Annotated in this window: 20 protein-coding genes, 4 tRNA genes and 2 pseudogenes; 8 read left to right on the forward strand and 18 right to left on the reverse strand. The window is 23.7% G+C overall.

Features of this window, described 5'->3' with window-relative positions; genetic code table 11:
* Positions 1-291 precede the first annotated feature (291 nt).
* Positions 292-843: pseudogene (locus tag U0T63_02685) on the reverse strand (aminodeoxychorismate/anthranilate synthase component II).
* A 2-nt stretch (positions 844-845) separates the two neighbouring features.
* Entirely contained in the window at positions 846-2,405 is a 1,560-nt protein-coding gene (locus U0T63_02690; protein ID XBC39223.1) for an anthranilate synthase component 1, read from the reverse strand.
* A 474-nt stretch (positions 2,406-2,879) separates the two neighbouring features.
* Between U0T63_02690 and U0T63_02695 the strand changes: the two genes are divergently transcribed.
* Together U0T63_02695 and coaD are read left to right on the forward strand one after the other, a co-directional pair.
* On the forward strand, positions 2,880-3,629 hold the full coding sequence (locus tag U0T63_02695) for a ferredoxin--NADP(+) reductase (GenBank protein XBC39224.1): 750 nt from the start codon (positions 2,880-2,882) through the stop codon (positions 3,627-3,629).
* Between the two features lie 222 nt (positions 3,630-3,851).
* Positions 3,852-4,337, forward strand: coding sequence for a pantetheine-phosphate adenylyltransferase (gene coaD, locus U0T63_02700; protein ID XBC39225.1), 486 nt, complete (start codon positions 3,852-3,854; stop codon positions 4,335-4,337).
* A 180-nt stretch (positions 4,338-4,517) separates the two neighbouring features.
* Here the strand turns inward: coaD and U0T63_02705 are convergent, their stop codons facing one another.
* The 4 genes and pseudogenes from U0T63_02705 to dapF form a co-directional block, all read right to left on the reverse strand.
* A complete protein-coding gene (locus U0T63_02705) occupies positions 4,518-5,735 on the reverse strand; it encodes a hypothetical protein (GenBank protein XBC39226.1) in 1,218 nt (405 codons plus the stop codon).
* Between the two features lie 792 nt (positions 5,736-6,527).
* Entirely contained in the window at positions 6,528-7,997 is a 1,470-nt protein-coding gene (locus U0T63_02710) for an inorganic phosphate transporter (GenBank protein ID XBC39227.1), read from the reverse strand.
* A 187-nt stretch (positions 7,998-8,184) separates the two neighbouring features.
* Positions 8,185-9,420 (reverse strand): MFS transporter, encoded by a 1,236-nt coding sequence (locus U0T63_02715; protein ID XBC39228.1) that lies wholly within the window; start codon positions 9,418-9,420, stop codon positions 8,185-8,187.
* 194 nt (positions 9,421-9,614) lie between these two features.
* Positions 9,615-10,438 (reverse strand): annotated as a pseudogene (gene dapF, locus U0T63_02720) (diaminopimelate epimerase).
* Positions 10,439-10,669: 231 nt separating this feature from the next.
* On the opposite strand from dapF, the gene cyaY reads away from it, so the two are divergent.
* The gene (gene cyaY / locus U0T63_02725) at positions 10,670-10,987 is read left to right on the forward strand and encodes an iron donor protein CyaY (protein ID XBC39229.1); all 318 of its coding nucleotides are present in this window, start codon (positions 10,670-10,672) and stop codon (positions 10,985-10,987) included.
* A gap of 266 nt (positions 10,988-11,253) precedes the next feature.
* On the opposite strand, the gene U0T63_02730 is transcribed toward cyaY, so the two are convergent.
* From U0T63_02730 to U0T63_02770, 9 genes are all read right to left on the reverse strand, one after another.
* Positions 11,254-11,327: transfer RNA gene (locus U0T63_02730), tRNA-Pro, on the reverse strand.
* 49 nt (positions 11,328-11,376) lie between these two features.
* Positions 11,377-11,449, reverse strand: a tRNA-His gene (locus tag U0T63_02735).
* Between the two features lie 52 nt (positions 11,450-11,501).
* Positions 11,502-11,575: transfer RNA gene (locus tag U0T63_02740), tRNA-Arg, on the reverse strand.
* A 294-nt stretch (positions 11,576-11,869) separates the two neighbouring features.
* Positions 11,870-13,129, reverse strand: coding sequence for a transcription termination factor Rho (gene rho / locus U0T63_02745; GenBank protein XBC39230.1), 1,260 nt, complete (start codon positions 13,127-13,129; stop codon positions 11,870-11,872).
* A 205-nt stretch (positions 13,130-13,334) separates the two neighbouring features.
* Positions 13,335-13,664: a thioredoxin gene (gene trxA / locus U0T63_02750; protein XBC39231.1), complete on the reverse strand. Its 330-nt coding sequence runs from the start codon at positions 13,662-13,664 to the stop codon at positions 13,335-13,337.
* Positions 13,665-13,828: 164 nt separating this feature from the next.
* The gene (locus U0T63_02755) at positions 13,829-15,748 is read right to left on the reverse strand and encodes a UvrD-helicase domain-containing protein (protein XBC39232.1); all 1,920 of its coding nucleotides are present in this window, start codon (positions 15,746-15,748) and stop codon (positions 13,829-13,831) included.
* A gap of 99 nt (positions 15,749-15,847) precedes the next feature.
* On the reverse strand, positions 15,848-17,320 hold the full coding sequence (gene ilvC / locus U0T63_02760) for a ketol-acid reductoisomerase (protein ID XBC39233.1): 1,473 nt from the start codon (positions 17,318-17,320) through the stop codon (positions 15,848-15,850).
* Between the two features lie 98 nt (positions 17,321-17,418).
* The gene (gene ilvD / locus U0T63_02765; protein ID XBC39234.1) at positions 17,419-19,254 is read right to left on the reverse strand and encodes a dihydroxy-acid dehydratase; all 1,836 of its coding nucleotides are present in this window, start codon (positions 19,252-19,254) and stop codon (positions 17,419-17,421) included.
* A gap of 278 nt (positions 19,255-19,532) precedes the next feature.
* Positions 19,533-19,605: transfer RNA gene (locus tag U0T63_02770), tRNA-Trp, on the reverse strand.
* A gap of 269 nt (positions 19,606-19,874) precedes the next feature.
* Here U0T63_02770 and U0T63_02775 point away from each other — a divergent pair.
* The 5 genes from U0T63_02775 (at position 19,875) to fdx (ending at position 24,192) form a co-directional block, all read left to right on the forward strand.
* Positions 19,875-21,089, forward strand: a complete 1,215-nt coding sequence (locus tag U0T63_02775; GenBank protein XBC39235.1) for an IscS subfamily cysteine desulfurase — start codon at positions 19,875-19,877, stop codon at positions 21,087-21,089.
* Positions 21,090-21,108: 19 nt separating this feature from the next.
* Positions 21,109-21,495 carry a Fe-S cluster assembly scaffold IscU gene (gene iscU / locus U0T63_02780; GenBank protein XBC39236.1) on the forward strand — a complete coding sequence of 129 codons (387 nt, stop codon included), beginning with the start codon at positions 21,109-21,111 and terminating at the stop codon, positions 21,493-21,495.
* Positions 21,496-21,609: 114 nt separating this feature from the next.
* Positions 21,610-22,122 carry a Fe-S protein assembly co-chaperone HscB gene (hscB, locus tag U0T63_02785; GenBank protein XBC39237.1) on the forward strand — a complete coding sequence of 171 codons (513 nt, stop codon included), beginning with the start codon at positions 21,610-21,612 and terminating at the stop codon, positions 22,120-22,122.
* Positions 22,123-22,141: 19 nt separating this feature from the next.
* Positions 22,142-23,692, forward strand: coding sequence for a Fe-S protein assembly chaperone HscA (gene hscA / locus U0T63_02790; GenBank protein XBC39238.1), 1,551 nt, complete (start codon positions 22,142-22,144; stop codon positions 23,690-23,692).
* 173 nt (positions 23,693-23,865) lie between these two features.
* The gene (gene fdx, locus U0T63_02795) at positions 23,866-24,192 is read left to right on the forward strand and encodes an ISC system 2Fe-2S type ferredoxin (protein XBC39239.1); all 327 of its coding nucleotides are present in this window, start codon (positions 23,866-23,868) and stop codon (positions 24,190-24,192) included.
* Positions 24,193-24,279: 87 nt separating this feature from the next.
* On the opposite strand, the gene der is transcribed toward fdx, so the two are convergent.
* The 3 genes from der to U0T63_02810 are packed head-to-tail and all read right to left on the reverse strand — an operon-like array spanning position 24,280 to position 26,314.
* Positions 24,280-25,455 carry a ribosome biogenesis GTPase Der gene (gene der, locus U0T63_02800; protein XBC39510.1) on the reverse strand — a complete coding sequence of 392 codons (1,176 nt, stop codon included), beginning with the start codon at positions 25,453-25,455 and terminating at the stop codon, positions 24,280-24,282.
* Positions 25,428-25,652 carry a GTPase gene (locus U0T63_02805; GenBank protein XBC39240.1) on the reverse strand — a complete coding sequence of 75 codons (225 nt, stop codon included), beginning with the start codon at positions 25,650-25,652 and terminating at the stop codon, positions 25,428-25,430. The genes der and U0T63_02805 overlap by 28 nt, the downstream gene beginning before the upstream one ends.
* 59 nt (positions 25,653-25,711) lie before the next feature.
* Entirely contained in the window at positions 25,712-26,314 is a 603-nt protein-coding gene (locus U0T63_02810; protein XBC39241.1) for a tetratricopeptide repeat protein, read from the reverse strand.
* Positions 26,315-26,809: the final 495 nt, after the last annotated feature.

Below are 26,809 nucleotides of genomic sequence, written 5' to 3' on the forward strand. Positions count from 1 at the left end.
TTAAAACATTAAATAAATTTTAAATATATCAGACAAAATGTATAATAGTCTTAATTTTTAATACTATTAATTTTAAATAAATATTTTAAAATAACTCAACTAATTGTATATTGCTATTTTCGAATCTGAATTATATAAATATGATCCTATATATATTTATTAGTGAAGTATTTGCTTCAAACAAATAACTATATAAATTTAACTATGATTCAAATTATACAATTGTAAAATACTAAACATTTAATGTAATTTAAAACATACAATTTATTTCACAATCCAATTCATAACATTTTTTAAAAGTTTTGTGCCTAAAGTAGTCAATATAGATTCAGGATGAAATTGAAATCCACATATTTTTTCATTGTCATTTCGAACAGCCATAACCATATTATTATAATAAGCATTAACAGTTAACTTTTTAGGAATATTACTGCAAATAAGAGAATGATATCGTGCTACAGGAAGAGGATTAGGCATATTATAAAACATAGCTTTTTTATCATGATTAATTAAAGAAGTTTTTCCATGTAGTATTTCTCCAGAATATCGAATATCTCCTCCATATATTTTCACAATTGCTTGATGTCCTAAACAAATTCCAATAATAGGTATTTTCCCTTTCATTATATCTAGTAATTCTAACATGCAACCTGCATTATTAGGATTACCTGGTCCTGGAGATAATACTAAAACAGGATTGTACATTTTAGATATTTCTTTTAAAATAGTTTTAGTAGAAACTGTATTACGGTATATAACAACTTTATAGTTGAAAACTCGAAATTGATCTACTAAATTATAAGTAAACGAATCAATATTATCTAATAAAAGTATATCATTCATAATTAAAACTCTATATAACAAGAATGTGACTCTGCAATCGCTTGCAAAACAGCTTTAGCTTTATTTTTACTTTCATCTACTTCTGATTGTGGTATAGAATCTAATACTATCCCCGCTCCTACTTGAATAGTAGCAACATTATTTTCAATATATGCTGATCTAATTACAATACACATATCTAACGATCCAGACGCAGTAAAATATCCTATAGATCCTCCATAACTTCCTCTTTTTTCTTTTTCTACATTAGAAATCAACTCCATTGCTCGAACTTTAGGAGCACCACTCAATGTTCCCATATTCATACACGCTTGATAAGCATGAAACACGTCTAAATTAGATTTTAATTTTCCTATTATCTTTGAAACTAAATGCATTACATGAGAATAACGATCTACTTGTGTTAAACTAGCCACATAACGAGTACCAGAATCACAAATTCTAGCTAAATCATTTCGTGCTAAATCTACTAACATTAAATGTTCAGATAATTCTTTATGATTTGTTCTCATTTCTAATTCTATTCTGCTATCTAAATCTAGATCTAAAGTGCCATCTTTTTTTCGACCTCGTGGTCTAGTACCTGCAATAGGATAAATTTCTATTTTTCTAGATAATACATTATATTTTAAAGAACTTTCTGGAGAAGCACCGAATAAAGTAAAACATGAATCCTGCATAAAAAACATATATGGACTAGGATTATTTTTTTTTAAAACTTCATAAGCTGCTAACGAATTAAAACACGGTAAATAAAATCTTCTAGAAGGTACAACTTGAAAAACTTCTCCCATGAATATTGATTTTTGTATTTTTACAATAATATCTTTATACTCTTTGTCTGTTTTATTGCATTTTAATGTCATGTTTTTTAAAGATATAGACTTTATGGGATCAAAAACTTGAGATAACTTTTTTTTTACTTCCAACAACCTATCTCGCAATCTTTTTTTTTCTAGAACATCAGAGGAAAATAAATTGGCTTTTATAAAACAAGTTTTTTTCTTATGATTAAATGTTAGTAGAACTTCAGACAAATAAAAACAAAAATCAGGACAAGTTTGAGTAGTTTCTAATTTTGGTAAATTTTCAAAATTAGAAACTAAATCATACGAAAATAAACCTCCAAAAAAAATAGATTTAGATATTTTATCATGTGTAATACTTTTTATTAATAATCGTATTGCATCAAATACAGACAATATATGTAATTTTTTATCTTCATCTATATTGATAGAAGTTATAGGAAATGTAATTTTTAAACAATTTTTAAAAGAAGATATCTTAATTTCTTTTGGTAATAAAGGTATAAAATTTAGTAATAATATTTCTCCATTTTTTGTTAATGCTTCTAATGTAACTGTATAATCTAATGCTGAAATACGTAATGCAGAATCTATAATCATCATACTTTTTAAATTACGTTTTTTATTAATTTCAGCTGATTCTAAAAGTAAAGTATTATTTTTTTTACGACAAATATGATGAAAAACAGCTGTTGGATTGGGTTGATAACATGCTTCGACTTTTAAAATATCCATTCTTTGAAGATGTTTATTCATTTAATCTTATTCCAAATTTTGATATTCAGTGATAAATTATAAATAATTTTATTCCAAATTTTTATAATATTACTATGTTATAAATATTTACTATATATGTTATATATATTGAGTTATTTAATATTTAATATTAAAAAATAATTTTTTCAATATTTGTTTTAACATTAAATACTTAATCCAAAACAACATATTTAAAATATTTTACAAAATCTAAAAAATTAAATATATATCTAAATGCAATATAACACGTTATATTAATATTGAAATATTTAAAAATTTATATATATCGTTTCCTTAATATAAAATATAATAATCTTTATTAAATTTAGTTATATTCTTAAATTTTTTGAAATTTAAATATAACAATATAACGTATATTCAAAATTTTTATATAAATTTTAAGATTTGTAACTAAAAGTAAATGTATGTAAAATATCTAGTATTACATATTAATATATTCAAAGGATTTTTAATATGAGTGATTGGACTGTAGCTAAAGTATTAGAAGTTAAAAAATGGAAAAATAATTTGTTTAGTATAATTTTAAACGCATCTATACATCCATTTATTCCTGGTCAATTCTCAAGATTGTTATATTTATGTCAAGACGGAAGAAATATTCAAAGAGCATATTCATATGTTAATTCTCCAAAAGATAAAAATTTAGAATTTTATATAATTCTCATACCTCATGGTCAACTTACTCCAAAATTATATAATATTTCACATAAAGATAAAATAATGATTAAAAAAACAGCTTCAGGATTTTTCATATTAAATGAAATCCTTCCATGCAAAAATTTATGGATGTTTGCTACTGGAACAGGAATTGGTCCTTATTTATCTATATTACAAGATAAAAACGATACTAACAAATTTGAAAATATTATACTTGTACATGCAGTACGACGTCAACATGATCTCACATATTTATCTTTAATTCAGAGATTAAAAACAGAATACAATGGAAAATTACGTGTACAAATTGTTATTAGTAAAGAAATCACAAATTTTTCATTATATGGAAGAATTCCGGAATTATTAAAAAATAATGTTTTAGAAAAAAAAATAGGGATAAAAATTAAAAAAAATACATGCCACGTAATGTTATGTGGAAATCCTAATATGGTAAAAAGTACACAAAAAATTTTAATTGAAACAAGAGACCTAAAAAAAAATCTCCGAAAAACACCTGGTCACATAACCAGTGAAAATTATTGGTAATATTTCATAATGAATGTTCGAACAAACTCTATTTAAATTTTCTAAATAATTTAAAAACTTGATATTATTTTAAAAATCTACTTTTATAAAGAAATAAAAAACCAATAACATAATTAATGTATTTCTTTAAAATTGTAAAAATTAAATATGTTAATTATAAAAACTCACTAAAATTATACTATGTTTTACACTAATACTATAAATTAGTTTACAAAAATCCTAATGAAAAAAATAGCTATTTATCCTGGAACATTTGATCCTATAACATATGGTCATCTAGATATTATCACCAAAGCAACAAAAATATTTAATTTTATTATTATTGCAATTTTTGATAACTCTGAAAAAAAACCGTTATTTAATGTGAGAGAACGAAAAAATTTAGTAAAAATCACTACGAAAAGTTTTAATTCTATTAAAAAAGTTATTAGTTTTAATACTTTATTGGTAAATATTTCCAAAATTGAAAAAACACATTATATTATCAGAGGAATACGATCATATCGAGATTTTGAATATGAATTAAACATGTTTAACATAAATAAAAAACTGTATTCAAAGTTAGAATACGTTTTATTTTTTCCATCACCTAAATATTCTTGTATCTCTTCTACACTAGTCAAAGAAATATTTAAATATAAAGGAAACGTAAAAAGATACGTTCCCAAACTAGTATATTACGCTTTATTAAAAAAATACAAAATATAAAAATAATAGTACATTTTCTTATGTTATTTATTTAAAACTTAAAAATAAATAAAAATGAAGTATATAAATAAAAATTTATATACTCCATATATTTTATATATTAAACTAACAAAACTACTATGTACTTAATCATACTTCTATATTTTATTTTGTAAAACTATTTATATAACTTTTTAACTGTTACATTAAAAAGTATACATATTCTATACTAGGAATTTTATCTTTAGAAAGAGTCATTGATGCTTGTATTCCAAATGAATCATATGTTCTTCCATCTGCTTTGTAACTCGAATGTAATTTCGATTTGCTAGTAGCAACAAGTTGGAAATTGCCATCATTTAATTCATCAACAACATAAGATACATTTACATCTCTTAATTTTAATTTAGATAATTCTGGACGTTGAGAAAACAATTCAATATATGGTTGAGAAAACAAATCTTGATTAGAATACGAAGAAATTAACTGTCTTGACTCTAAGTTAGGCAATACGTGCTTAAAATCATCTAACATATTTTCTGGAGATGATTTAGAAATACGCTGTCCATTTACTTGTAATATCGAATCTTTACCTTCAAAAAGAAAATTATTGTCTAATTTTATAGTTTTTCTTAACTCATTAAAATGACTTTGAAATCTTCTTCCAGGAGGAATTTCAGAATTAGAATTACTTGCATTCAATTTATTTAAAGGATACCAATAAGGTTTTTTAAAATCCTTATCTTCAATTTGTTCATCTTTCTCATCTTGAGATTGTTGAACAATGTTATTAGATACTATCGGAGCATCTGATTGAACATTATTAGCACTATTATCAGTATTTTCATCTGAACCAGAAATAATATTACTAAAAAAACCCGATACAGTAGATATAATACTTTTTCCAAAATCAACAGAAGTATTAAATGCAGACTCTCCTACATCTTTTACAAAACCTACAGTAGAATTAAAAATTAATTCTCCAGTGTCATATATTGACGCACAAGCACTAGAAAGTGTATTTAATATTGAATCAAAAAATCCTACTAAAGGAGTAAAATTAAACTGCGGAAGATCCGGAAGAGTAAATTTTGGTAACATACCTTTTAAAAATGTATAAGAAGGAACAAAATACGAAGCAAAACTATTTGACTGTTCTATTTTATTCGCATCTTCTCCTGCTAATCCAGAACGATTATGTATAACAGAACCTACTTGAAAATCTATAACTTTATTATTAGGAACATCAGGATATGTAACACTTAAATTATCTTTTGATATAGAAAATCTAATTTTATTTTTCTCTTCTTCAGAAGATAAAATATCATCTAGATTTTTATCTATTGAAACATCTTGAGGGAGTTTGTCTTCATTTACATCTACAAGTCGTGTACCATTTACAACTGACATTGATGACATAATTTTGCATCCTCTATTTTTTATTAGTTCTTTTTACTTTAATTCTATTTTTTAGTCAAGTTTTATAACTCATTTTATTAAAGAATTTTAAATTTGTTAAGAAACTAAATGTTTTTGAAATATCAACCTTCTAAAACGTTATACTAACAATCTGAAATTAAATCAAGTATTTTAAATATATTTACTTTTAAATATTGCTTTATATGAAAATTTAACCTTAAATAAATTTTTAAATTTTATTTAACGATAACTAATTTATTAAATATGTTTATAATTTAAAATATTTACTTCAAATTTTTCGAATATTAAATAATTATTATAGTTAACAAAATCAAAAGTTAAAAGTTAAAAGACAAAAATTCAAACTCATTATATCAAATAAATAAATTTTTTAATACGATATACAAAAATTAAATTAATTTATAAAATATTTCAAGAAACGTCAAATTAATTTAAACATATATAAAATATATTATATTTTAAATCAATTTAACTAAATAAATCTATTACTTATTTTAATACACTATATCTTAAAATACTACTTTATAATAGTACTACTTTTTATAATAAATTAATATAATTAATAATTATAAAATTTAATATATAAAGTTAATATTTTAAGATACTTAAACATTAATGTTTTACTATATATAAATAATATAAACTATTAATTATAATTTTATAAAATATATGCGATTATTATATAGAATGTGTTTATAAAAATTAAACTTTTTACATTTAAAATAATATTTAAACTTTATAAAATAGCTGATTGATAACTTGTATACTAATTTAACTAGCTAATTCTAGACTAATCCAATATAGAATACTAGATAATATAATAGAAACAGGAAATGTTAATATCCAAGAAACAACTATATTCTTTATAGTACGCATTTGTATTTCATCTCCATTGACTAAAATAGTTCCAGTAATAGAAGATGCAACAATGTGAGTAGTTGATACTGGAATACCTGTATAACTAGCTGTTCCTATAGAAATAGCAGCTGTTAATTGAGATGATATAGCCTGTATGTAAGTCATATTTTTTCTTCCAATTTTTTCTCCAAACGTAGTTACTATCTTCTTCCATCCAATCATTGTTCCAAAAGATAAGGACAATGCTACTAATGCAATAATCCACATTGGTGCATATTCAATTGAAGATAACAAATTTTTTTTCAAATTTTTTAAAAAATGCTTATCATCAGAAGAAATATTAAAATTTTGATTAATTATTTCTATATACTCAGAAATGCATAACAATTCTTGACGTAATTTACAACGTTGATCTATACTTAATTCTTTATAGCTAAGTATATTTTTTAATAATTTATATACATCTTGAAAAATATATAAAATATTTTTTTCAGGAGATTTAAAATTTTTTTCTAATTTTATTTTTTTTATATGATCTTGTATCATATATGTGCTTACTTTTAAATTAGATTTATTATCTTCATAATATTTTTGAAAACACAGAATAGAATTTTTAACTTTCGCAATATCATATTGAGTAAAATTCAAATTTACAAAATATCCTGAAGGAAATATACATATTAAAACTAACATAATTAATCCGATTCCTTTCTGACCATCATTAGCTCCATGAGAATAACTAACTCCCATAGAAGATAGGATCAATGTAATCCTAACTAGAAAAGGAGGATGAGTATCTTTTGTAGTCATATTAACATAATGAAATTTTTTATTATTTCTGAAAAAAAATTTTAAAATAAAAACTAAACAACCAGATAAAATTAATCCTAAAATTGGAGAAATAATTAAAGACAAAAATACATTTAATAACTTACTAAAATTAAACGTATTAATTATAGACAAATGATTACTTATAGCGTAAGAAATATTAATCCCAATAATAGTTCCAATTAGTGTATGAGAGCTAGACGTGGGTAAACCAAAAATCCATGTGCATAAATTCCACAACATAGCAGCACAAAGCATAGAAAATATAGCTTTTAAACCATATAATGAATGGATGTTAAGTAATAAATCAATAGGAAGAAGATGTACAATAGCATATGCTACACTTAATCCTCCAAACATAACTCCAAGAAAATTAAAAATACCAGAAGTTATAACAGCTAATCGTGAATTAAGTGCATGAGTATAAATAACAGTAGCAATAGCATTTGCAGAATCATGAAAACCATTAATAATTTCATATAACAAAATTATTGAAAAAGCAATAATAACTAAAAAAATATCACTACAATTAAAATGAGAAAACAAATAAAACATAATATTCCGACCACTAATAAAATGTAAACTTGATGTATTATCTTCGAGAAAATGAGATAGAGAAAGATATAATATATCTAATTATTATAAATATTTAAAATTTAATAAAATTTTAAAAATATTATTCAGTTATATATAATTCTTTAATTTAATAAACTCTGAGTTTTTTAAAATATTAAAAAGAAAATTATTCAAAATTATACTTTTTATCTTCTAAAACTATATCATCCAATTGAATTACTAATACTATTCCGATAAATAATATAATTGTTAAAAATATTGAAATTCCTAACCACTTTTGTAATGTCCAAAAAAATCCACTAATTGTTCCCAAAACACTCGATCCTAGGTAATATGAAAACAAATAAATAGAAGAAATATAACCTCGACCATATTTAGAATATTGTCCTATCCATGTACTAATAACTGAATGAGCTGAGAAAAAACCAGCTGAAAATAAAAGCAGACCTAAAATAATCAAAATTATTTGATCCATTTGCGAAAAAAAAAGACCAATAATCATTATAATTATTGAAAATAAAAGCATCATACTTTTTTTATGTTTTTTAATTAATGTACCTGCTTTAGGAGAACTATATACGCCAACTAAATAAATAAAAGATAGCATACTGATAACATCTTGATGAAAAGAAAATGGTTTCGATAATAATCTATATCCAATATAATTAAAAACTGTAACAAAACTACCCATTAAAATAAATCCCATTATAAATAATTTAGATAAAATTGGATGTTTCCATTGTAATAAAAAATTTGTGAAAATTTTATAAGGATTTAAAGAAACAGTATGAAAATTTCTGGATTGTGGAAGTAAAAATAAAAATAATACTGAAAAAATAAAAGCTAAAACACTAATCCAAATCAATACTACTTTCCATGAAGTACTTTGAACTAACGTACTACTTAAAAATCTTCCAAAAAATCCCCCAATGGTATTACCACTAATATATAGTCCCATAGAAAAAGGTAAATTTCTAGGACTTAATTCTTCACTAAGATATGTCATGGCAACAGCTGTAACACCACTCAACGCTAAACCTGTTAATGATCTGACAAATATAACACCTTCCCAACTATTCATTTTAGAACATAAAAATGTTAAGAAAGCTGCCAACAATAGAGAACTGGTCATGACTCGCTTTCTTCCTACTTTATCTGATAATGGACCTGTAAACAACATCCCTATTCCCATCATAGCTGTAGCAGAAGATAAAGATAAACTACTTTCCACAGGAGTTAAAGAAAAATCCTTAGAAAAAACAAATAAAATAGGTTGAACACAATATAAAATAGAAAAAGTTACAAAACCAGCCAAAAATAATGCGATTGTCATTTTAAAAAAATTTTTTGTACCTTTTTTTATATATTTTTTTTTATTTTCTATGTTTGTTTTTGAGTTCACGTTATATATATCCAAATAAAATTTTTAAAACTAAATTATAAAATAATCAAGATACATTTTTAATGAAACAAGTTTTTAAATATTGAAATTTATTTTTATTTAACATTGCATTTAAAATTTTAAATATGCAAAAATTTAAATAAAACAAAACAATTTTACTGACAAAATTTTTTATTTAAAACATAATATCAATGTTACATATAAAAATATCCACTATAAACATGTGTTGCTGATCCAGTCATATATAAACTATTTGAATTTCCATTCCAGTTAACTTTTAACTGTCCACCTACTAAATCAACATGTACTTCATTAAATAACATATTGTGCTTAATGCCAATCGCGACAGCAGCACAAGCACCACTTCCACATGATCTAGTTTCTCCCACCCCTCTTTCATATACTCTAAGAACAATATGTGTTTTTGAAATAATTTGCATAAAAATTACATTTGTTCCTTCAGGAAATAGTTTATATGTACTTAAAGTGGATCCAATTTGTTCTACTGGATATTTTTTTACATTTTCTACAATTACAACACAATGAGGATTTCCCATTGAGACAACGTAATATTTTATAATTCTCTTTAAAATAGATACAGAATAGAATTTTTGATGATTAGTATTTATATAAGGAATATATTTTGGATTAAAAATTGGTATACCCATATCTACACAAATATTATGGTTTTTTAAAATATATAAAATAATTACTCTATTTTGAGTACTAACATAAATTGTTTTTTTTCTTGAATAACCATTTAAGAATAAAAATAAAGCCAAACATCGAGCTCCATTTCCACATTGAGATACTTCAAAACCATTAGCGTTAAAAATTCGATAATGAAAATCAATATTTTTTTTTTAGAAGATTCTAATAATAACAATTGATCAAAACCAATACCAGTATAACGATTTGACAAACGTTTTATAGTTTTAGAAGTAAGAAAAATATTATTGTCTATATTATCCAGAATTATAAAATCGTTTTCCAAACCATGCATTTTGGAAAATTTTATCTTTTTTTTAATTAACATTATTAACATTTAACTTTATTGATAGTATAATAAATTGTACTATCTAAAAATTAAAGTTCAATAAAAATTTTATATATTACTTTGATTTAAAATAATATATTTAAAATATTTTACCTTTAAAAATCAAAATGTTTAACTTGGAATTATTTTTGTATTATTTTTATAAAAGTGTTATGGTTTAATTTTAATAAAACTCATATGTTTTAAAAAATAATGAAACATTTTAAATTTCATGAATTAGCTGAAAAATTATTTAATTCTATTGAAAAAAAAATTGAAAATTTTCATAGTAAATCAGACATTGATTGTGAAATAAATTACAATATGATGATAATAACTTTTGAAAACAAAAGTAAAATCATTATTAATCAAAAAGAAGCACTTAATCAAATCTGGCTAGCTACCAAAAAATCTGGATATCATTTTAAATATAAAAAATACCAATGGATTTGTGTTCGAACAAAGAAGATTTTTTGGAAAGTATTAGAGGAATCATTTTTAGAACAATCTAATGAAATAATAGAATTTTAATTTTATTTAAAATAACATTATTAAAAATCAATGCAAAACACATAATACAACACATTGAAATAACTAAACATTATATATTTAAGAAAATTTTTTAATGTTTAATAACTATATTTTATATAAAAATCACGTACCACAAAATTCTACATATAAAAACACTTAATGTTAAAATTTTTTCAAGCATATTTTAAAAAATCTTAAAAATTAAAATTTTATTACACTTATAAAATTAGTCTTCAGAATTAAATCAATTTATAATAATTATACTCTCGGTGAGAGAGGATTTGAACCTCTGACCTACTGGTCCCAAACCAGTTGCGCTACCAAACTGCGCTACTCACCGCGATATTTTATATTTATATAATATAAAATATAAAAATAAAGAAATTATGGGTGACCAATGGGTCTCGAACCCATGACATCTGGAATCACAATCCAGGACTCTACCAACTGAGTTATGGTCACCATATTTTTATAAATAAAAATTAGTTTTAATTTAACAATTTATTTGAATCTTTGCGCTCGACAGGACTTGAACCTGAGACCTCTACCTTCGGAGGGTAGCGCTCTATCCAGCTGAGCTACGAACGCTATAATAAAATATCAGAAAATTTAATATTATGAGTATTTCTTTATAATGTCCAGCTTTTTTTTAAAAGTTATCAATTTTTAAATCATTTAATTATCAAAGTTAAATAAATTTTAGAAATTTTAAAGAAATTTATAAATTTTCAAAAAAATATGTTTAAGTAATATTTTTTGTTATTATTTGAATAAAACTCTGATTTTATAAAAATAAATAAATTATATGTTTAAACAAATTTAAATCATACAAGTAAAATTATATAATTTTAAAATACAATAAAAAATTATCATAAAAATAAATTATGATCGTTTCATCATATCAAAAAATTCACTATTTGTCTTAGTCATTGCTAATTTATTTATCAAAAACTCCATAGCATCAATTTCTCCCATAGGATGAATAATTTTTCTTAAAATCCACATTTTTTTAAGTTCATCCGGTTGTGTTAATAATTCTTCTTTTCTTGTTCCTGATCGATTATAATCAATAGCTGGAAAAACACGCTTTTCTGCTATTTTTCTTGAAAGAGGTAATTCCATATTTCCAGTACCCTTAAATTCTTCATAAATCACCTCATCCATTTTTGAACCTGTATCAATTAACGCTGTAGCTATAATAGTCAAACTACCCCCTTCTTCTACATTTCGAGCTGCTCCAAAAAATCGCTTCGGACGATGTAAAGCATTTGCGTCTACTCCACCTGTTAAAACTTTTCCAGATGCAGGAACTACAGTATTATAAGCTCTTGCCAATCTTGTAATAGAATCTAATAATATTATAACATCTTTCTTATGTTCAACTAATCTTTTTGCTTTCTCTATGACCATCTCTGCCACTTGAACATGTCTAGAAGCTGGTTCATCAAACGTAGATGCTACTACTTCTCCTTTAACTAATCTACACATTTCAGTTACTTCTTCTGGTCTTTCATCTATAAGCAAAACCATTAATACACAATCAGGGTGGTTGTAAGCAATACTCTGTGCTATATTTTGTAAAAGCATTGTTTTACCTGCTTTTGGAGGGGCTACAATTAAACCTCTTTGTCCTCTTCCTATAGGAGATGCTAAATCTAATACACGAGCTGTTAAATCTTCAGTAGAACCATTTCCTCTTTCCATTCTTAAACGAGAATTAGCATGTAAAGGAGTTAAATTTTCAAACAAAATTTTACCTCTAGCATTTTCTGGTTTTTCATAATTTACTTCATTAACTTTTAACAATGCAAAATATCTCTCCCCCTCTTTTGGAGGACGTATTTTTCCAGAAATAGTATCACCAGTCCTTAAATTAAACCTTCGAATTTGACTAGGAGATACATAAATGTCGTCAGGACCAGCTAAATATGAACTGTCAGAAGAGCGTAAAAAACCAAATCCATCTTGTAAAATTTCTAATACACCGTCTCCAAATATATCTTCTCCACTTTTTGCGTGTTGCTTTAATATGGAAAAAATAATATCTTGCTTTCTCATACGTGCTAAATTTTCCAATCCCGCATTATCACCAAGAATAATTAATTCAGAAACTGGTATATTTTTTAATGCAGTAAGATTCATAATGATAGGTTCTTAGTAAAATCAGAATCGATTTCGAAATGATATTTGACATATTAAATAAAATGGTTATAACACTTTATTAGAAATTAAATAATTTTATATAATGTTTTAAAATTTTAAGAAACATTTAATACTACCACAAAGGCAGTATTAAATCTATAATTTTAAAAAATAATCATTTAAAATAACAATATGATTATTAATTTTATTTCAAATAAATATCTAAAAAATTTTTTAATTGATATTTAGATAAAGCACCAATTTTAGTAGATATCACTTCTCCCTTGTTAAATAATAATAACGTAGGAATACTTTTAACAGAATATTTTGACGCAATGCTAGGATAAGAATCAATATTGATTTTTGAAACTAACAAACGATCACTATATTCTTTAGAAATTTCTTCTAAAATAGGAATTAATAGTTTACATGGATTACACCAATCAGCCCAAAAATCAACTAATACAAAACGATCAGAATTGAAAACTTGTTCATGAAAATTTTCTTTAGTTAAATTAATTATATTTTCTTGCATATCTAACCTTAACAAAACTTAATAAATATAATTTATATAAATAAATTATATAGCTAAAATAGTATACTATTAAATATGACTACTAATATATAAATATTAATAAATATATTTAAAATTGCTATGTAAATTTTTATGTAAAATATGTTTTTCAGTTATAATAAAATTTAAATATCTTTTGTATACCATAGAACATCGCCTTGAGGTAATTCTAACAAAAATCGACTAGGTTTAGTATTCGTTACTGTTCCATACTGAGTACGAACTCTAGAATAACTCAAACAGAGTTCTTTTTTTGCTCTAGTTATTCCTACATAAGTTAATCGTCTTTCTTCATCTATATTGTCACTTATAGAAGTATAATGCGGCAAAATACCTTCTTCCATGCCTATTATAAATACATACGAAAATTCTAATCCTTTAGAAGCATGTAATGTCATTAATTGAACTTTATCTTCTTCAATAATGTCGGAATCATATAATTCATTTTCAAGAATAAATTGATTAATTATTTCAAACAAAGATTTATCAGTATTATTAAAATTATATATTAATCTAGAAATACAATTTAAAAGCATACGTATATTTTTTATAATTAATTGATATAATTTTACATCTTTAACAGTTTTCAATAACCATTTATCATATTTTATATCAAACATGAAAGTGTTTAATGTTTCTAGAGGATTAATAAAAATATTTTTCTTTAATTTTTCAATTAACGTTACAAAATTTTTTAATGCATGTATACTACGGACGGTCAAAACATCTTTTAATATAATATCACTGCTAGAACAAAATAAACTTTTTTGTTTTGCTTTACTCCATTCTTTCAGTCTATTTAATGTAATATTTCCTATTCCTCGTGGAGGAAAATTAATTATTTTTAAAAAAGCAATGTCATTATTAGGATTAAGTATTAATTTTAAATAAGCTAATAAAACTTTAATTTCAGGACGAGAAAAAAAAGATGAATTAGAAATGACACGATATGGAATTTGTGCATTTATAAAATTTTTTTCAAATATTTTTACTTGGCTATTATTTCGGTATAATATGGCATAATCTTGATATTGAGTTATATTTAAAGATTTATGAAGCAAAATTTTTTTAGATATTAATTCAGATTCTTCTTCATTATTTTTGGCAGATATTATATTAATAATGGGTCCATATTCTAAATTAGAAAATAACTTTTTTTTAAAAAAATGATAATTATTGTTTATTAAAAAATTAGCTACCTTCAAAATTCTTCCTGAAGAACGATAATTATGTTCCAATTTTATCACATGTAATTCAGGATAATCTAATTTTAGTAATGAAAAATTTTTTAATCTAGCTCCTCTCCATGAATAAATAGATTGATCATCATCTCCAACTAAAGTAAAGTTAGAATGATATTGACTTAATAACTTTATTAATTCATATTGAACAGTATTAGTATCTTGATATTCATCGACTAATAAATATTTTATTTTTTTTCCCCATTTTAATCTTAACTTATTATTTTGTTGTAATAGTAATGTAGGTAAAAAAACTAAATCATCTAAATCTAATACATTTCGTGATTTAAGATACGATTCATATAACTCATAATAATAAGCACACAATTTTTCTAAAGTGGATTTAGAACGCATTTGTGCATTTCGAAAATCAACTAATGTATTTTTCCAATTGGAGATAATTTTACAAAACGCTTTAAGAAATATTTTATCTTTTTTTTTTATAATACTACTTAAAACAGCTATTCGATCTTTATCATCAAAAATTGAAAAATTAGATTGAACACGAAAATAATTTAATTCAGATTTAATAATTTTTAATCCTAACATATGAAAAGTAGAAATAGTAATTTTCTTAGAAATTTTAGGAGATAACTTTCGAGAAATTCTATTTTTCATCTCATTTGCAGCTTTATTAGTAAAAGTAATAGAAACAATATTATTTGGGTTAACATTACATTTACTAATCAAATAAATAATTTTATTTATAATTACTTGTGTTTTTCCTGATCCTGCTCCCGCTAAAATTAAACATGGTCCAGAAATATAATGAATAGCTTTATTTTGATTAATATTTAAATCCATAATAATATTTATAACAAATAGTATTTTAAATAATTAAAATTTTATAAAATAACCATAAAATTTTAAATTTCTAATAAAATTTTAAAAACTTCAATATTCTTATTTGAAATTAATAGGTTTCATATTTTTCATATATTTTCTTAATTTTCTTCCAATAATTTCTATAGAATGATTTCTAATCTTATAATTAGTTTGACTTAAAATTGTATTATCTATTTTTATGTCAGGGATTTTACTACCTAAATCGCCCGGTTTTAATGTATACATAAATTTTTCAAGCAGAGGTATAGCAGACTGTGAAAAGAGATAACTCCCATACTCAGCAGTATCTGATATAACTAAATTCATTTCATATAAACGTTTTCGAGCAATAGTATTAGCTATCAAAGGTAATTCATGTAAAGATTCATAATATGCAGATTCTTCTCTTATTCCAGTTTCAACCATAATTTCAAATGATAATTCAATACCACATTTTAATATAGCAATCATCAGCAATCCATTTTCAAAATATTCTTGATCTGATATCACTTGGTTATAACTTCCACATTGTTCAAAACTGGTATTTTTGGTGTTTAATCTCCATGCTTTCAACTTTCTATCGTCATCTTTCCAGTCATCAATCATATTTTTAGAAAATTCACCTGAAATAATGTCATCCATATGCTTTCTAAATAATGGTGAAAAAATTTTTTTTAACTTATCAGAAAGTTTACAGACTCTTATTTTAGCAGTATTAGATAATCTATCTAACATTAATGTGATTCCACCATGTTTTAAAGATTCTGAAATTACTTCCCAACCAGATTGAATAAGTTTCCCTGCATAATTTTCATTATGTCCTTGACGAACTAATTGTTCATAACACACTAAAGAAGCAGAATACAACATTCCACATAAAATCGTTTGTTCCCCCATCAAATCTGATTTTACTTCTGCAATAAAAGAAGAATATAAAATTCCAGCGTGATGACTTCCAATTGAAATAGCCCAAGATTTAGCTATTTCTAATCCAATTTTATTCGGATCATTTTTAGAATGTACAGCAATTAAAGCAGGAACACCAAAACCTCGCTTATATTCTTCTCGAACTTCTGTTCCCGGACATTTAGGAGCAACCATAACTACTGTAATATCACTTCGTATTAATTGACCTAATTCAACAATGTTAAATCCATGAGAAAAACCAAGAACAGAATTTTTTTTCATACACATTTGTAAAAATTTAACAACTTCATAATGTTGTTTATCAGGAGTTAAATTTATAACCAAATCTGCTTTGGGAACAAGATCTTTATATGTTCCAATAAAAAAATTATTTTCAAAAGCATTAGTCCATGATTTATTTTTTTTTAAGATAGAATCTTTTCGAAGTGCATAAGAAACTTGTAAACCAGAATCACGCATATTCAATCCTTGATTCAAACCTTGAGAGCCACATCCAACGATAACGATGTTTTTTCCTTTTAAAATATTATTTTTTTCAGAAATACAACATTTTTTTATTAATTTACAAGTTTGTAAATTGATTAATTTTTGACGAAAATTCAGTGAATTAAAATAATTTTTCATAAAATCTCAATAATTTAATATAATTAAAAAAATAAATACACTTTAAAAAGCAAAAATTTAAATCAAATCATTAACAATTTGAACATTCTATATTAAAATTATATTTTTCTAATAGCACCCTGATCAGCACTAGTAGCAAAAAATGCATATATTTTTAAAGAAGAGGATACAACACGTTTTCTACATGTAGGAGTATATGAATTTCTTCCTCTTTTTTGTTCATTATTAATTCTTTTTGACAATTCATATGAACTAACATCTAAATGTATAATGCGATCAGGAATATTTATATTTATAAAATCATTATTTTTAACTAAAGCAATAATACCTAAATTAGCTGCTTCAGGAGAAACATGTCCAATAGATAAACCAGAAGTACCACCAGAAAACCGACCATCAGTTACTAAAGCACAATGTTTATCTAATCCCATTGATTTTAAATAAGTAGTAGGATACAACATTTCTTGCATTCCAGGACCTCCTTTAGGTCCTTCATATCGAATTACAATAACATGACCTTTTTTGACTTTTCCACTTAGAATTGCTTTTACCGAATCTTCTTGACTTTCGAAAACTATTGCTTGTCCTCTAAATATTAAATTATTTTTGTCAACTCCAGCAGTTTTAACAACACAACCATTTTTAGCAAGGTTTCCATATAATACAGCTAAACCACCATCAGTACTAAATGCGAATTTATAAGATCTAATACATCCATGTTCACGATCTGTATCTAATTTTTTCCATCTATGTTTTTGGCTAAAAGGTTGTATTGTTCTCTTTCCTAATGGTCCTGCACGAAACATTTTACGAACTTCTTTATTTTTTGTTTGTAAAATATCATACTCATTTAACATAGATTCTAAATCTAATCCAAGAATATTATATGTATTTTTATTTAGTAAATGAATGCGATTTAATTCTGAGAGTAAACCCATTACCCCTCCCGCACGATGAAAATCTTCCATATAATATTCAGAACTATTAGGGGCTATCTTACACAAATTTGGTATTGTTTTAGATAAAATATCAATATCTAACATCTTAAAGTTAATCGCACCTTCTTGAGCAATTGCCAATAAATGTAAAATAGTATTTGTTGATCCTCCCATAGAAATATCTAGAGACATAGCATTTAAAAAAGCTTCTCTCGAAGCAATATTCCGAGGTAATATATTTATATTATTATTTTTATAATAATCTTGAGTAATTTTAACTATTAACTTTCCAGATTGAATAAATAAATTTTTTCTATCTAAATGAGTAGCTAACAATGTTCCATTTCCAGGTAATGATAATCCTAATGCTTCAGTAAGACAATTCATAGAATTAGCAGTAAATAAACCAGAACAAGAACCACAAGTAGGACAAGCAGAATTTTCAATATCATGTATTATAGTTTCAGAATATTCAGAATTAGCACTATATACAATTGCATCAACTAAATTTATCTTTTTTATTTTTTCTTCTATAGAAATCTTTCCTGATTCCATAGGTCCACCAGAAACAAATACACATGGAATATTTAAACGTAAAGCTGCCATTAACATACCTGGTGTGATTTTATCACAATTAGAAATACAAATCATAGCATCTACACAGTGCGCATTAATCATGTATTCTACAGAATCTGCTATTAATTCACGAGATGGAAGAGAATATAACATTCCAGAATGTCCCATAGCAATTCCATCATCTATAGCAATAGTATTAAATTCTTTAGCTACACCACCTTCCGATTGAATTACGTTAGATACCAATTTCCCTAATTCTCGTAAATGAATATGACCAGGTACAAATTCGGTGAAAGAATTAACAACAGCAATAATTGGTTTTTTAAAATCTAAATCTGTCATTCCTGTAGCTTTCCACAATGATCTTGCTCCTGCCATATTTCGTCCCTGAGTAGTCGTTGAAGAACGATATCGTGGCATAATTTTTCCTTAAACGATTTTTTTACAAAAGAAATAAAATTATTATTTTAAATTCTATAATTTTTATAAAAATGTATTTGTTGAAAAGAAAGGGATTCTATATAGAAATTAAAAATCAAATATTTTTAAAGATAATGTATTAGTATTATTAAAATGTACTTTATAAACGTTATTATTTAAAACAAAACTAAATGTTATAATTAATTTAATCTATTAAAAATATTACAATTAGAATTACAAAAATTTAAAAATCATTGAAAATAACATTATATAATTTTCAGGGGTGAAGGGAGTCGAACCCCTAACATTCGGTTTTGGAGACCGATGCTCTACCATTTGAACTACACCCCCAATTTAGATATTAAAATTAATTAATACAATTTAAAAAAATTATATCTTCAGTATACTAAGAAATATTAATCAAGTCCATAATATCTTCTATTTATAAATTAATATTTATTTTTGTTAATATATTTAAAATAATTATTTCGACATAATTTATATTAAAAACAATTTACTTTTAAATATTTTATTTTTCATAATACAACTTAATTTGAAAATTAATTACTAAAAAGAACTAAAAACTTATTTTGAAATTGCAACCATATAGGTAATATGTAATGAAAATTCCTATTTATTTAGATTATGCTGCAACCACACCTGTCAATAAAAAAGTAATGGAAAAAATGACAAAATTTTTAACATTAGAAGGCACGTTTGGAAATCCTGCTTCTCGTTCACATCAATTTGGATGGAAAGCAGAAGAAGCAGTTGATATTGCAAGAAATCAAATTTCTGAGTTAATCAACGCTGATTCTCGAGAAATAATCTTTACATCAGGTGCTACTGAATCTAATAATTTAGCAATTAAAGGAGTTTCTGATTTTTACAAAAGAAAAGGAAATCATATAATTACAAGTAAAACAGAACACAAAGCTGTTTTGGATACTTGTAAATATTTAGAAAATAAAGGTTTTCGGGTAACATATCTTAATCCATTAAAAAATGGAATAATTGATTTAAAAGATATTATAAAAAATATTTGCAAAGAAACAATACTTGTTTCTATCATGCATGTAAATAATGAAACTGGAATAATACAAGATATAAAAAATATTTCTAAAATCTGTAATAAATACGGAATTTTATTTCATGTTGATGCTGCACAAAGTATAGGAAAATTACATATTGATTTAAAAAAAACAAAAATAGATTTAATGTCATTTTCCGCACATAAAATATATGGACCTAAAGGGATTGGAGCTCTATACGTTCGACGAAAACCTCGCGTTAGATTATCTTCACAAATACATGGAGGAGGGCATGAAAGAGGTATGAGATCAGGTACTTTACCAGTACATCAAATTGTAGGGATGGGTGAAGCATATCGTCTTGCTAAAAAAAATATTAATACCGACTATGTATATATAACTAATCTTCGTAATCGTTTGTGGGATGGTCTTAAAAAAATTGAAGAAATACATTTAAATAGTAACTTTAAATTTGGAATACCTCACATCTTAAATATAAGTTTTAATTACGTAGAAGGTGAATCTTTGATTATGGCGTTAAAAGAGATAGCTATATCATCAGGTTCAGCATGTACTTCAGAAAGTTTAGAACCATCATATGTACTTCGAGCTTTAGGTTTAAAAGATGAATTAGCTCATAGCTCTATTCGCTTTTCAATAGGTCGTTATACTACTATTTCAGAAATAAATTATACTATTGAATTAGTACATAAAGCGATCGATCGACTAAGAAATTTATCACCTCTTTGGGAAATGTTTAAATCTGGAATAAATTTAGATACTGTAAATTGGACTTATGATTAACATATGTAAAGGAAAAAAAATGGCTTATAGTAAAAAAGTATTAGATCATTATGAAAATCCGAGAAACGTAGGTTCATTTTCAAATTTAGATTCTAACATCGGAAGTGGTTTAGTAGGTGCTCCAGCATGTGGAGATGTAATGAAATTGCAAATAAAAGTAGACGATGATGAAATCATCAAAGATGCATGTTTTAAAACTTATGGATGTGGATCAGCTATAGCTTCTAGCTCTTTAATTACAGAATGGATTATAGGAAAATCCTTATCAGAAGCTGAAAAAATTAAAAACGTTAGCATAGCAGAAGAATTAGATTTACCTCCAGTAAAAATACATTGTTCCATTTTAGCTGAAGATGCTGTTAAAGCAGCTATTTCAGATTACAGAAACAAAAATAAGGATAAATAAAATTGTTATAATGCTTTAAAAATTTAAAATAACTAGCATGTTGGAAGCTAACTGTTTCAACATGCTTAAAATGAAACTTAAGATTGTAAAAATTTTATATAATTTGGAATATATATGAACTATTTTAAATTGTTTGATTTACCTGAATTATTCAAAATTAATATAAAAACACTTGTACTAAAATTTTACAAATTACAAAAAAAATATCATCCTGATATTAATCATGATTTCTCTAAAATTAAAAAAAATGATTTTTTAAACATGTCGATAAATATAAATAAAGGCTATTCAATACTTAAAAGTTCGGTTAAACGTGCTAAGCATTTATTATATTTAAATTTATACGATTTTGAAAAAGAAAAACATAATATATGTAAAAAAAATTTTTTACATAAACAATTAGAGTTATATGAAAAACTTGAAATGCTAAAAAATTCTCCTGATAAAAATTTAGAGATACATCATTTTTTTAAAAAACTTAAAAGTAAAAGAAAACATCATTTATCGCATTTAGAATTAATGTTAAATATACAAGAATGGAATTTAGCAGCAATAGAATTATATAAATTTTCATTTTATAAAAAAATTATAAAAGTAATAAAAAAGTTAGAAATATATAAAAATTAAATATTAATATGAGAAAAATATGACCATAATAAAAAAAATAAAATATAACTCAAAAAAAAATATAAATAAGAAAACTATGTATTTTGGAATTGATTTTGGAACAACTTATTCATTAATAGCCACAACCTTTTTAAAAAATATTTTAATTATAACTGACAAAGAAAATAGAGAACTTTTACCTTCAATCGTTAATTATAGCTTTCCTCGTCCTGTTGTTGGATGGAATGCTAAAAATAAAATTTTATATGATCCCACTAATACGATTACTTCAGTAAAACGTTTAATTGGACTTTCTTTAAAAGAAATTAAACAATTATATCCTTATTTACCATATAATTTTAAAGAAATAGAAAAAAAAAACGTTTCATTTATAGTTAAAAATTCTACTATAAATGTTATTGATGTATCCAGTCAAATTTTTCGTATACTAAAGCGTCGTGTTGTTTCTTTATTTAAAAAAGACATAGAAGGGGTAGTAATTACTGTTCCTGCACATTTTAATGATATACAAAGACACAACATAAAAAAAATAGCACAGTTAGAAAATTTACATGTGTTACGTTTATTAAACGAACCGACAGCAGCAGCTATTGCTTATGGTATGCATTTAAAAAATAAAGGAATTATTATCATATATGACTTAGGAGGAGGAACATTTGACGTTTCTATTCTTAGTTTAAATAAACATGTTTTTGAAGTATTATCTACTGCTGGGAGTACACATCTAGGAGGAGATGATATTGACTATTTATTATTAAATTATATTAAAAATAAATTTTTATCATTTAATTCAAATGATTTTCTATTAGAACAAGAACTACTAAATTTAGCTAAAACAATTAAAATTAAATTAAGTTTTGAAAATTGCGTTTCTGTTAAATTTAAATCACAAAAACTCCAAATTACTCAAGTAGAATTTAATAATTTAATTCAACCTATTATCGTAAAAACATTAAATATTTGTCAATCTGCACTTAAGTCTGCTAATATTTCTATAAAAAACGTTGATAACGTTATTTTAGTAGGAGGATCTACATATATTCCTATTATTAGAAGATATGTTGAAGAATATTTTAAACAATCTCCTCTTTTTTCAATTAATCCAGATCAAGTTGTAGCTGTAGGAGCAGCAATACAAGCTAATATGTTGACCCAAAAAAATACAAAAAATAATATTTTGTTGTTAGACGTAGTTCCTTTGTCGTTAGGTATTGAGATTATGGGAGGTGTAGTAGAAAAAATAATTTTTAAAAATACTAAAATTCCTATTTCACAAACAAGAGAATTTACTACTTTTAAAGATAATCAAGAGTCTATATTAATTCATGTTTTACAAGGAGAAGAAAATACTGTAAAAAAATGTAAGTCTTTGTTTAAATTTGTATTATCTAATATTCCTAAAAAACCAGCTGGAAAAACTATTGTTATAGTAAAATTTCAAATAGACGTTAATGGAATTTTATCTATTATAGCTAAAATTAAATCTACTAACATCAAAAAGAAAATATCTATTAATTCTATATATAAACTCAATGAATTAAAAACATTTAATATGATAGAAAAAAACTAACCACATTATAAAATTAACTTGAAATAAATGCATATTTATTATTTATATTAATATATATACAAGATTTATAAGTTGAATATCAAATAATAATTATTATTCTATAATATATTTACAAGATATTTGTTACATACATATTATATACTTTAATGTATACATAACTATAAGAGCACATTATGCCAAAGATTAAAATATTTCCTCACAAAATATTATTACCAAAAGGTGGAATTTTTCAGGCAAATGAAGGAGAAACGATTTTAGAAGTTGCATTGAGAAATAATGTTAATATTGAACATGCTTGTAATAAAGCATGTGTATGTACCACATGTCATTGTTTCGTAAGAAAAGGATATTTTTCTTTATCAGTATGTCAGGAAGAAGAAGAAGATATTCTTGACAAAGCATGGGGAGTACAATTAGATAGTCGCTTAAGTTGTCAAGCTAGGATTAAAAATCAAGATATAGAAATTGAAATTCCTATGTATACTATAAATCAATTTTAATATTATTTTGAATATAAACAAAATAAATAAAAGTTTTTAATCAGAATCAAACTATTTTAAAAATATAAATTTTAAAAACTTAGACATTTATTTTGAAATGCAAGTATTATTTTCTTTGAAAAAGAAATGTATAGAATTTCCAGTTAATTTTAATCGTTTTATAAAAAAATTTAATAAGTATTTTTTGTAAGTTTTTGTAAGATATTGAAGGTTTTTTCCATGTATAATTATAGTTAACGGATTTTTATTTCCTAAATGCGCATATTTAAGTTTTATTTTATATCCTTTAATTATAGGTGGTTTGTGATTTTTTACTGCTAATTCCATAATTTCTGTTAACTTGGAAGGTTTAATATCTTTGATAGAATTTTCAAATGTCTTTTCAATAGATTCAAAAATTTTATTTATTCCTAATCCGTTAATAGAAGAAATAAAATGAATGATTCCAACATTCATAATCTTCATTTTTTGTGATTTTATAAACATTTTCTTTTCTATTCGAGAAATTTTATCACATTTATTAATTACTATTATAATTCCGCAACCACTATTAATTATGTAATTAAATAATGTTATATCCTGATTTGATATTGTATTTGTGATATCCAGCATTAATATAACAATATTAGCTATTTTAATTGAGTTAAACGTTTTTTTAATTGAAAGTTTTTCTATACAGTGAAAAACTTTATTTTTTTTTCTTACTCCAGCAGTATCAATAAAAATATAATTATTGTTTTTATATGACGCAATACTCCAAACATTATCTCTAGTAGTACCGGGTATGTTATCAGTTACCATTCTGTTTTCATTTAAAACATAATTTACAAAAGTTGATTTTCCGACATTTGGTTTTCCAACAATTGCAATTTTAATACAACTGACGTGGTTTTTTACTCGTGTATTTTCTTTTTCTTTTTCTAAAATTTCAAAAAAATAAGATTTTTTATCATTATGAGTCAAAGAACTACGAAAAAAATTTAGAAAATATTTTTCTATTAATTTGTTTATTCCTATTCCATTGGTAGCTGAAACAGCATGTACATATGGAAATTTTAATGAAAAAAATTCTGATTGAATTAAATTATAATTTAATCCATCTATCTTGTTAATAATAACTAGTACATCTTTGTTATAGAGTCTAATTTGTTTAGCAATTTCATAATCTTCATTCATTAATCCCTCTTTTGCACTAACTAAAAAACAAATTAAATTAGCTTCTTGAAGAGATAATTTTATCTGTTTTTTAATATTTTTATCGATATTTTTTTTTTATTGTTAATGCCAGCAGTATCAATAATAATAATTTTATTATTTTTAATTCTTAAACATCCATATTTTCGATCTCTAGTTAAATTAGGACTATTGGAAACTAACGAACTATTAAAAGATACTAATTTATTAAACAATGTAGATTTCCCAACATTAGTTCTTCCAATTAATGCTATTTTAAATGACATAATTGATACCTTTTATAATAATATTTAAAATTTTGTAAATCATATTATAAATACTTATTTTATTTGATATTATTTAATTTCATTTGTACTATTTCTTTTAGCTCTTCTCTAATTTGATAATAAATACTTTTTTTCCATTCCAAAATAGCTTGTTCTGTATTGTTTAATAGAAAAAATACATTTCCTTTTAAATCATGTTTAATACTTTTCCAAGATTTTAAATTAATGTTATTAATTAATTTCAATGATTTTTTGTAATTATTTAATTGAAGATGTATTTTAGACATATTTAAAATAACTATGTTTAAAATATGTTCATCATGTATATATTTTAAATTATTTTGTAGTATTAGTAGAGCATTATATAACAAGTTCTTTTCAAAATATGTTTTAGATAAGTATAAAGATGCAAAAGTCCCATAAATATTGTTTTCGTTATTTTTAATAAACTCAATAATTTTTTTTATTGAAATATCTTTATTAATTTTAACTTCTTGAATAAGTTTATCATAATTTTTTACATCAATATTAACATTTAAATAAAATTTAAAAAATAAAAAAGCAAAAAGAGCTAAAAACAAAAATATAATGTTTTTTTGAGTTTTATTTAAATTATAATTTTTTTTTATATCTTTTTTTAAAAACATATTAAGATCTTTCATTATAATAAATTTTCAAGCATCTTAAAAAATATAATATTAGTATGTTTCAATAAATGCAAGTAGTTTATTTAAAAATTAAAATTTTATGAAAACATTATATGCATTTAATAAAATTTTTAAAATTCATAATTTAATTATGCAATAATACATAACTTAAATATATTTATATATAACTTAAATATATTTATATATAAATAAATACATAACTCCATACCAATAAATAGGAATGTTATATATATAAAACATCACAGGATTAAAATTATGAAATAATATATATGTATTATACATAAACATTTTCACCCTAACATGAAATAGCATATTTTAAAATAAAAATATATTTATATATAACTTAAATATATTTATATATAACTTAAATATATTTATATATAACTTAAATATATTTATATATAACTTAAATATATTTATATATAACTTAAATATATTTATATATACTTATGTAACATTGCATTGAATATATTAATTAGGATTTATTAA

It is taken from the genome of Buchnera aphidicola (Nurudea shiraii) (assembly GCA_039829955.1).
Taxonomy (GTDB): Bacteria; Pseudomonadota; Gammaproteobacteria; order Enterobacterales; family Enterobacteriaceae; genus Buchnera_B; species Buchnera_B aphidicola_AY.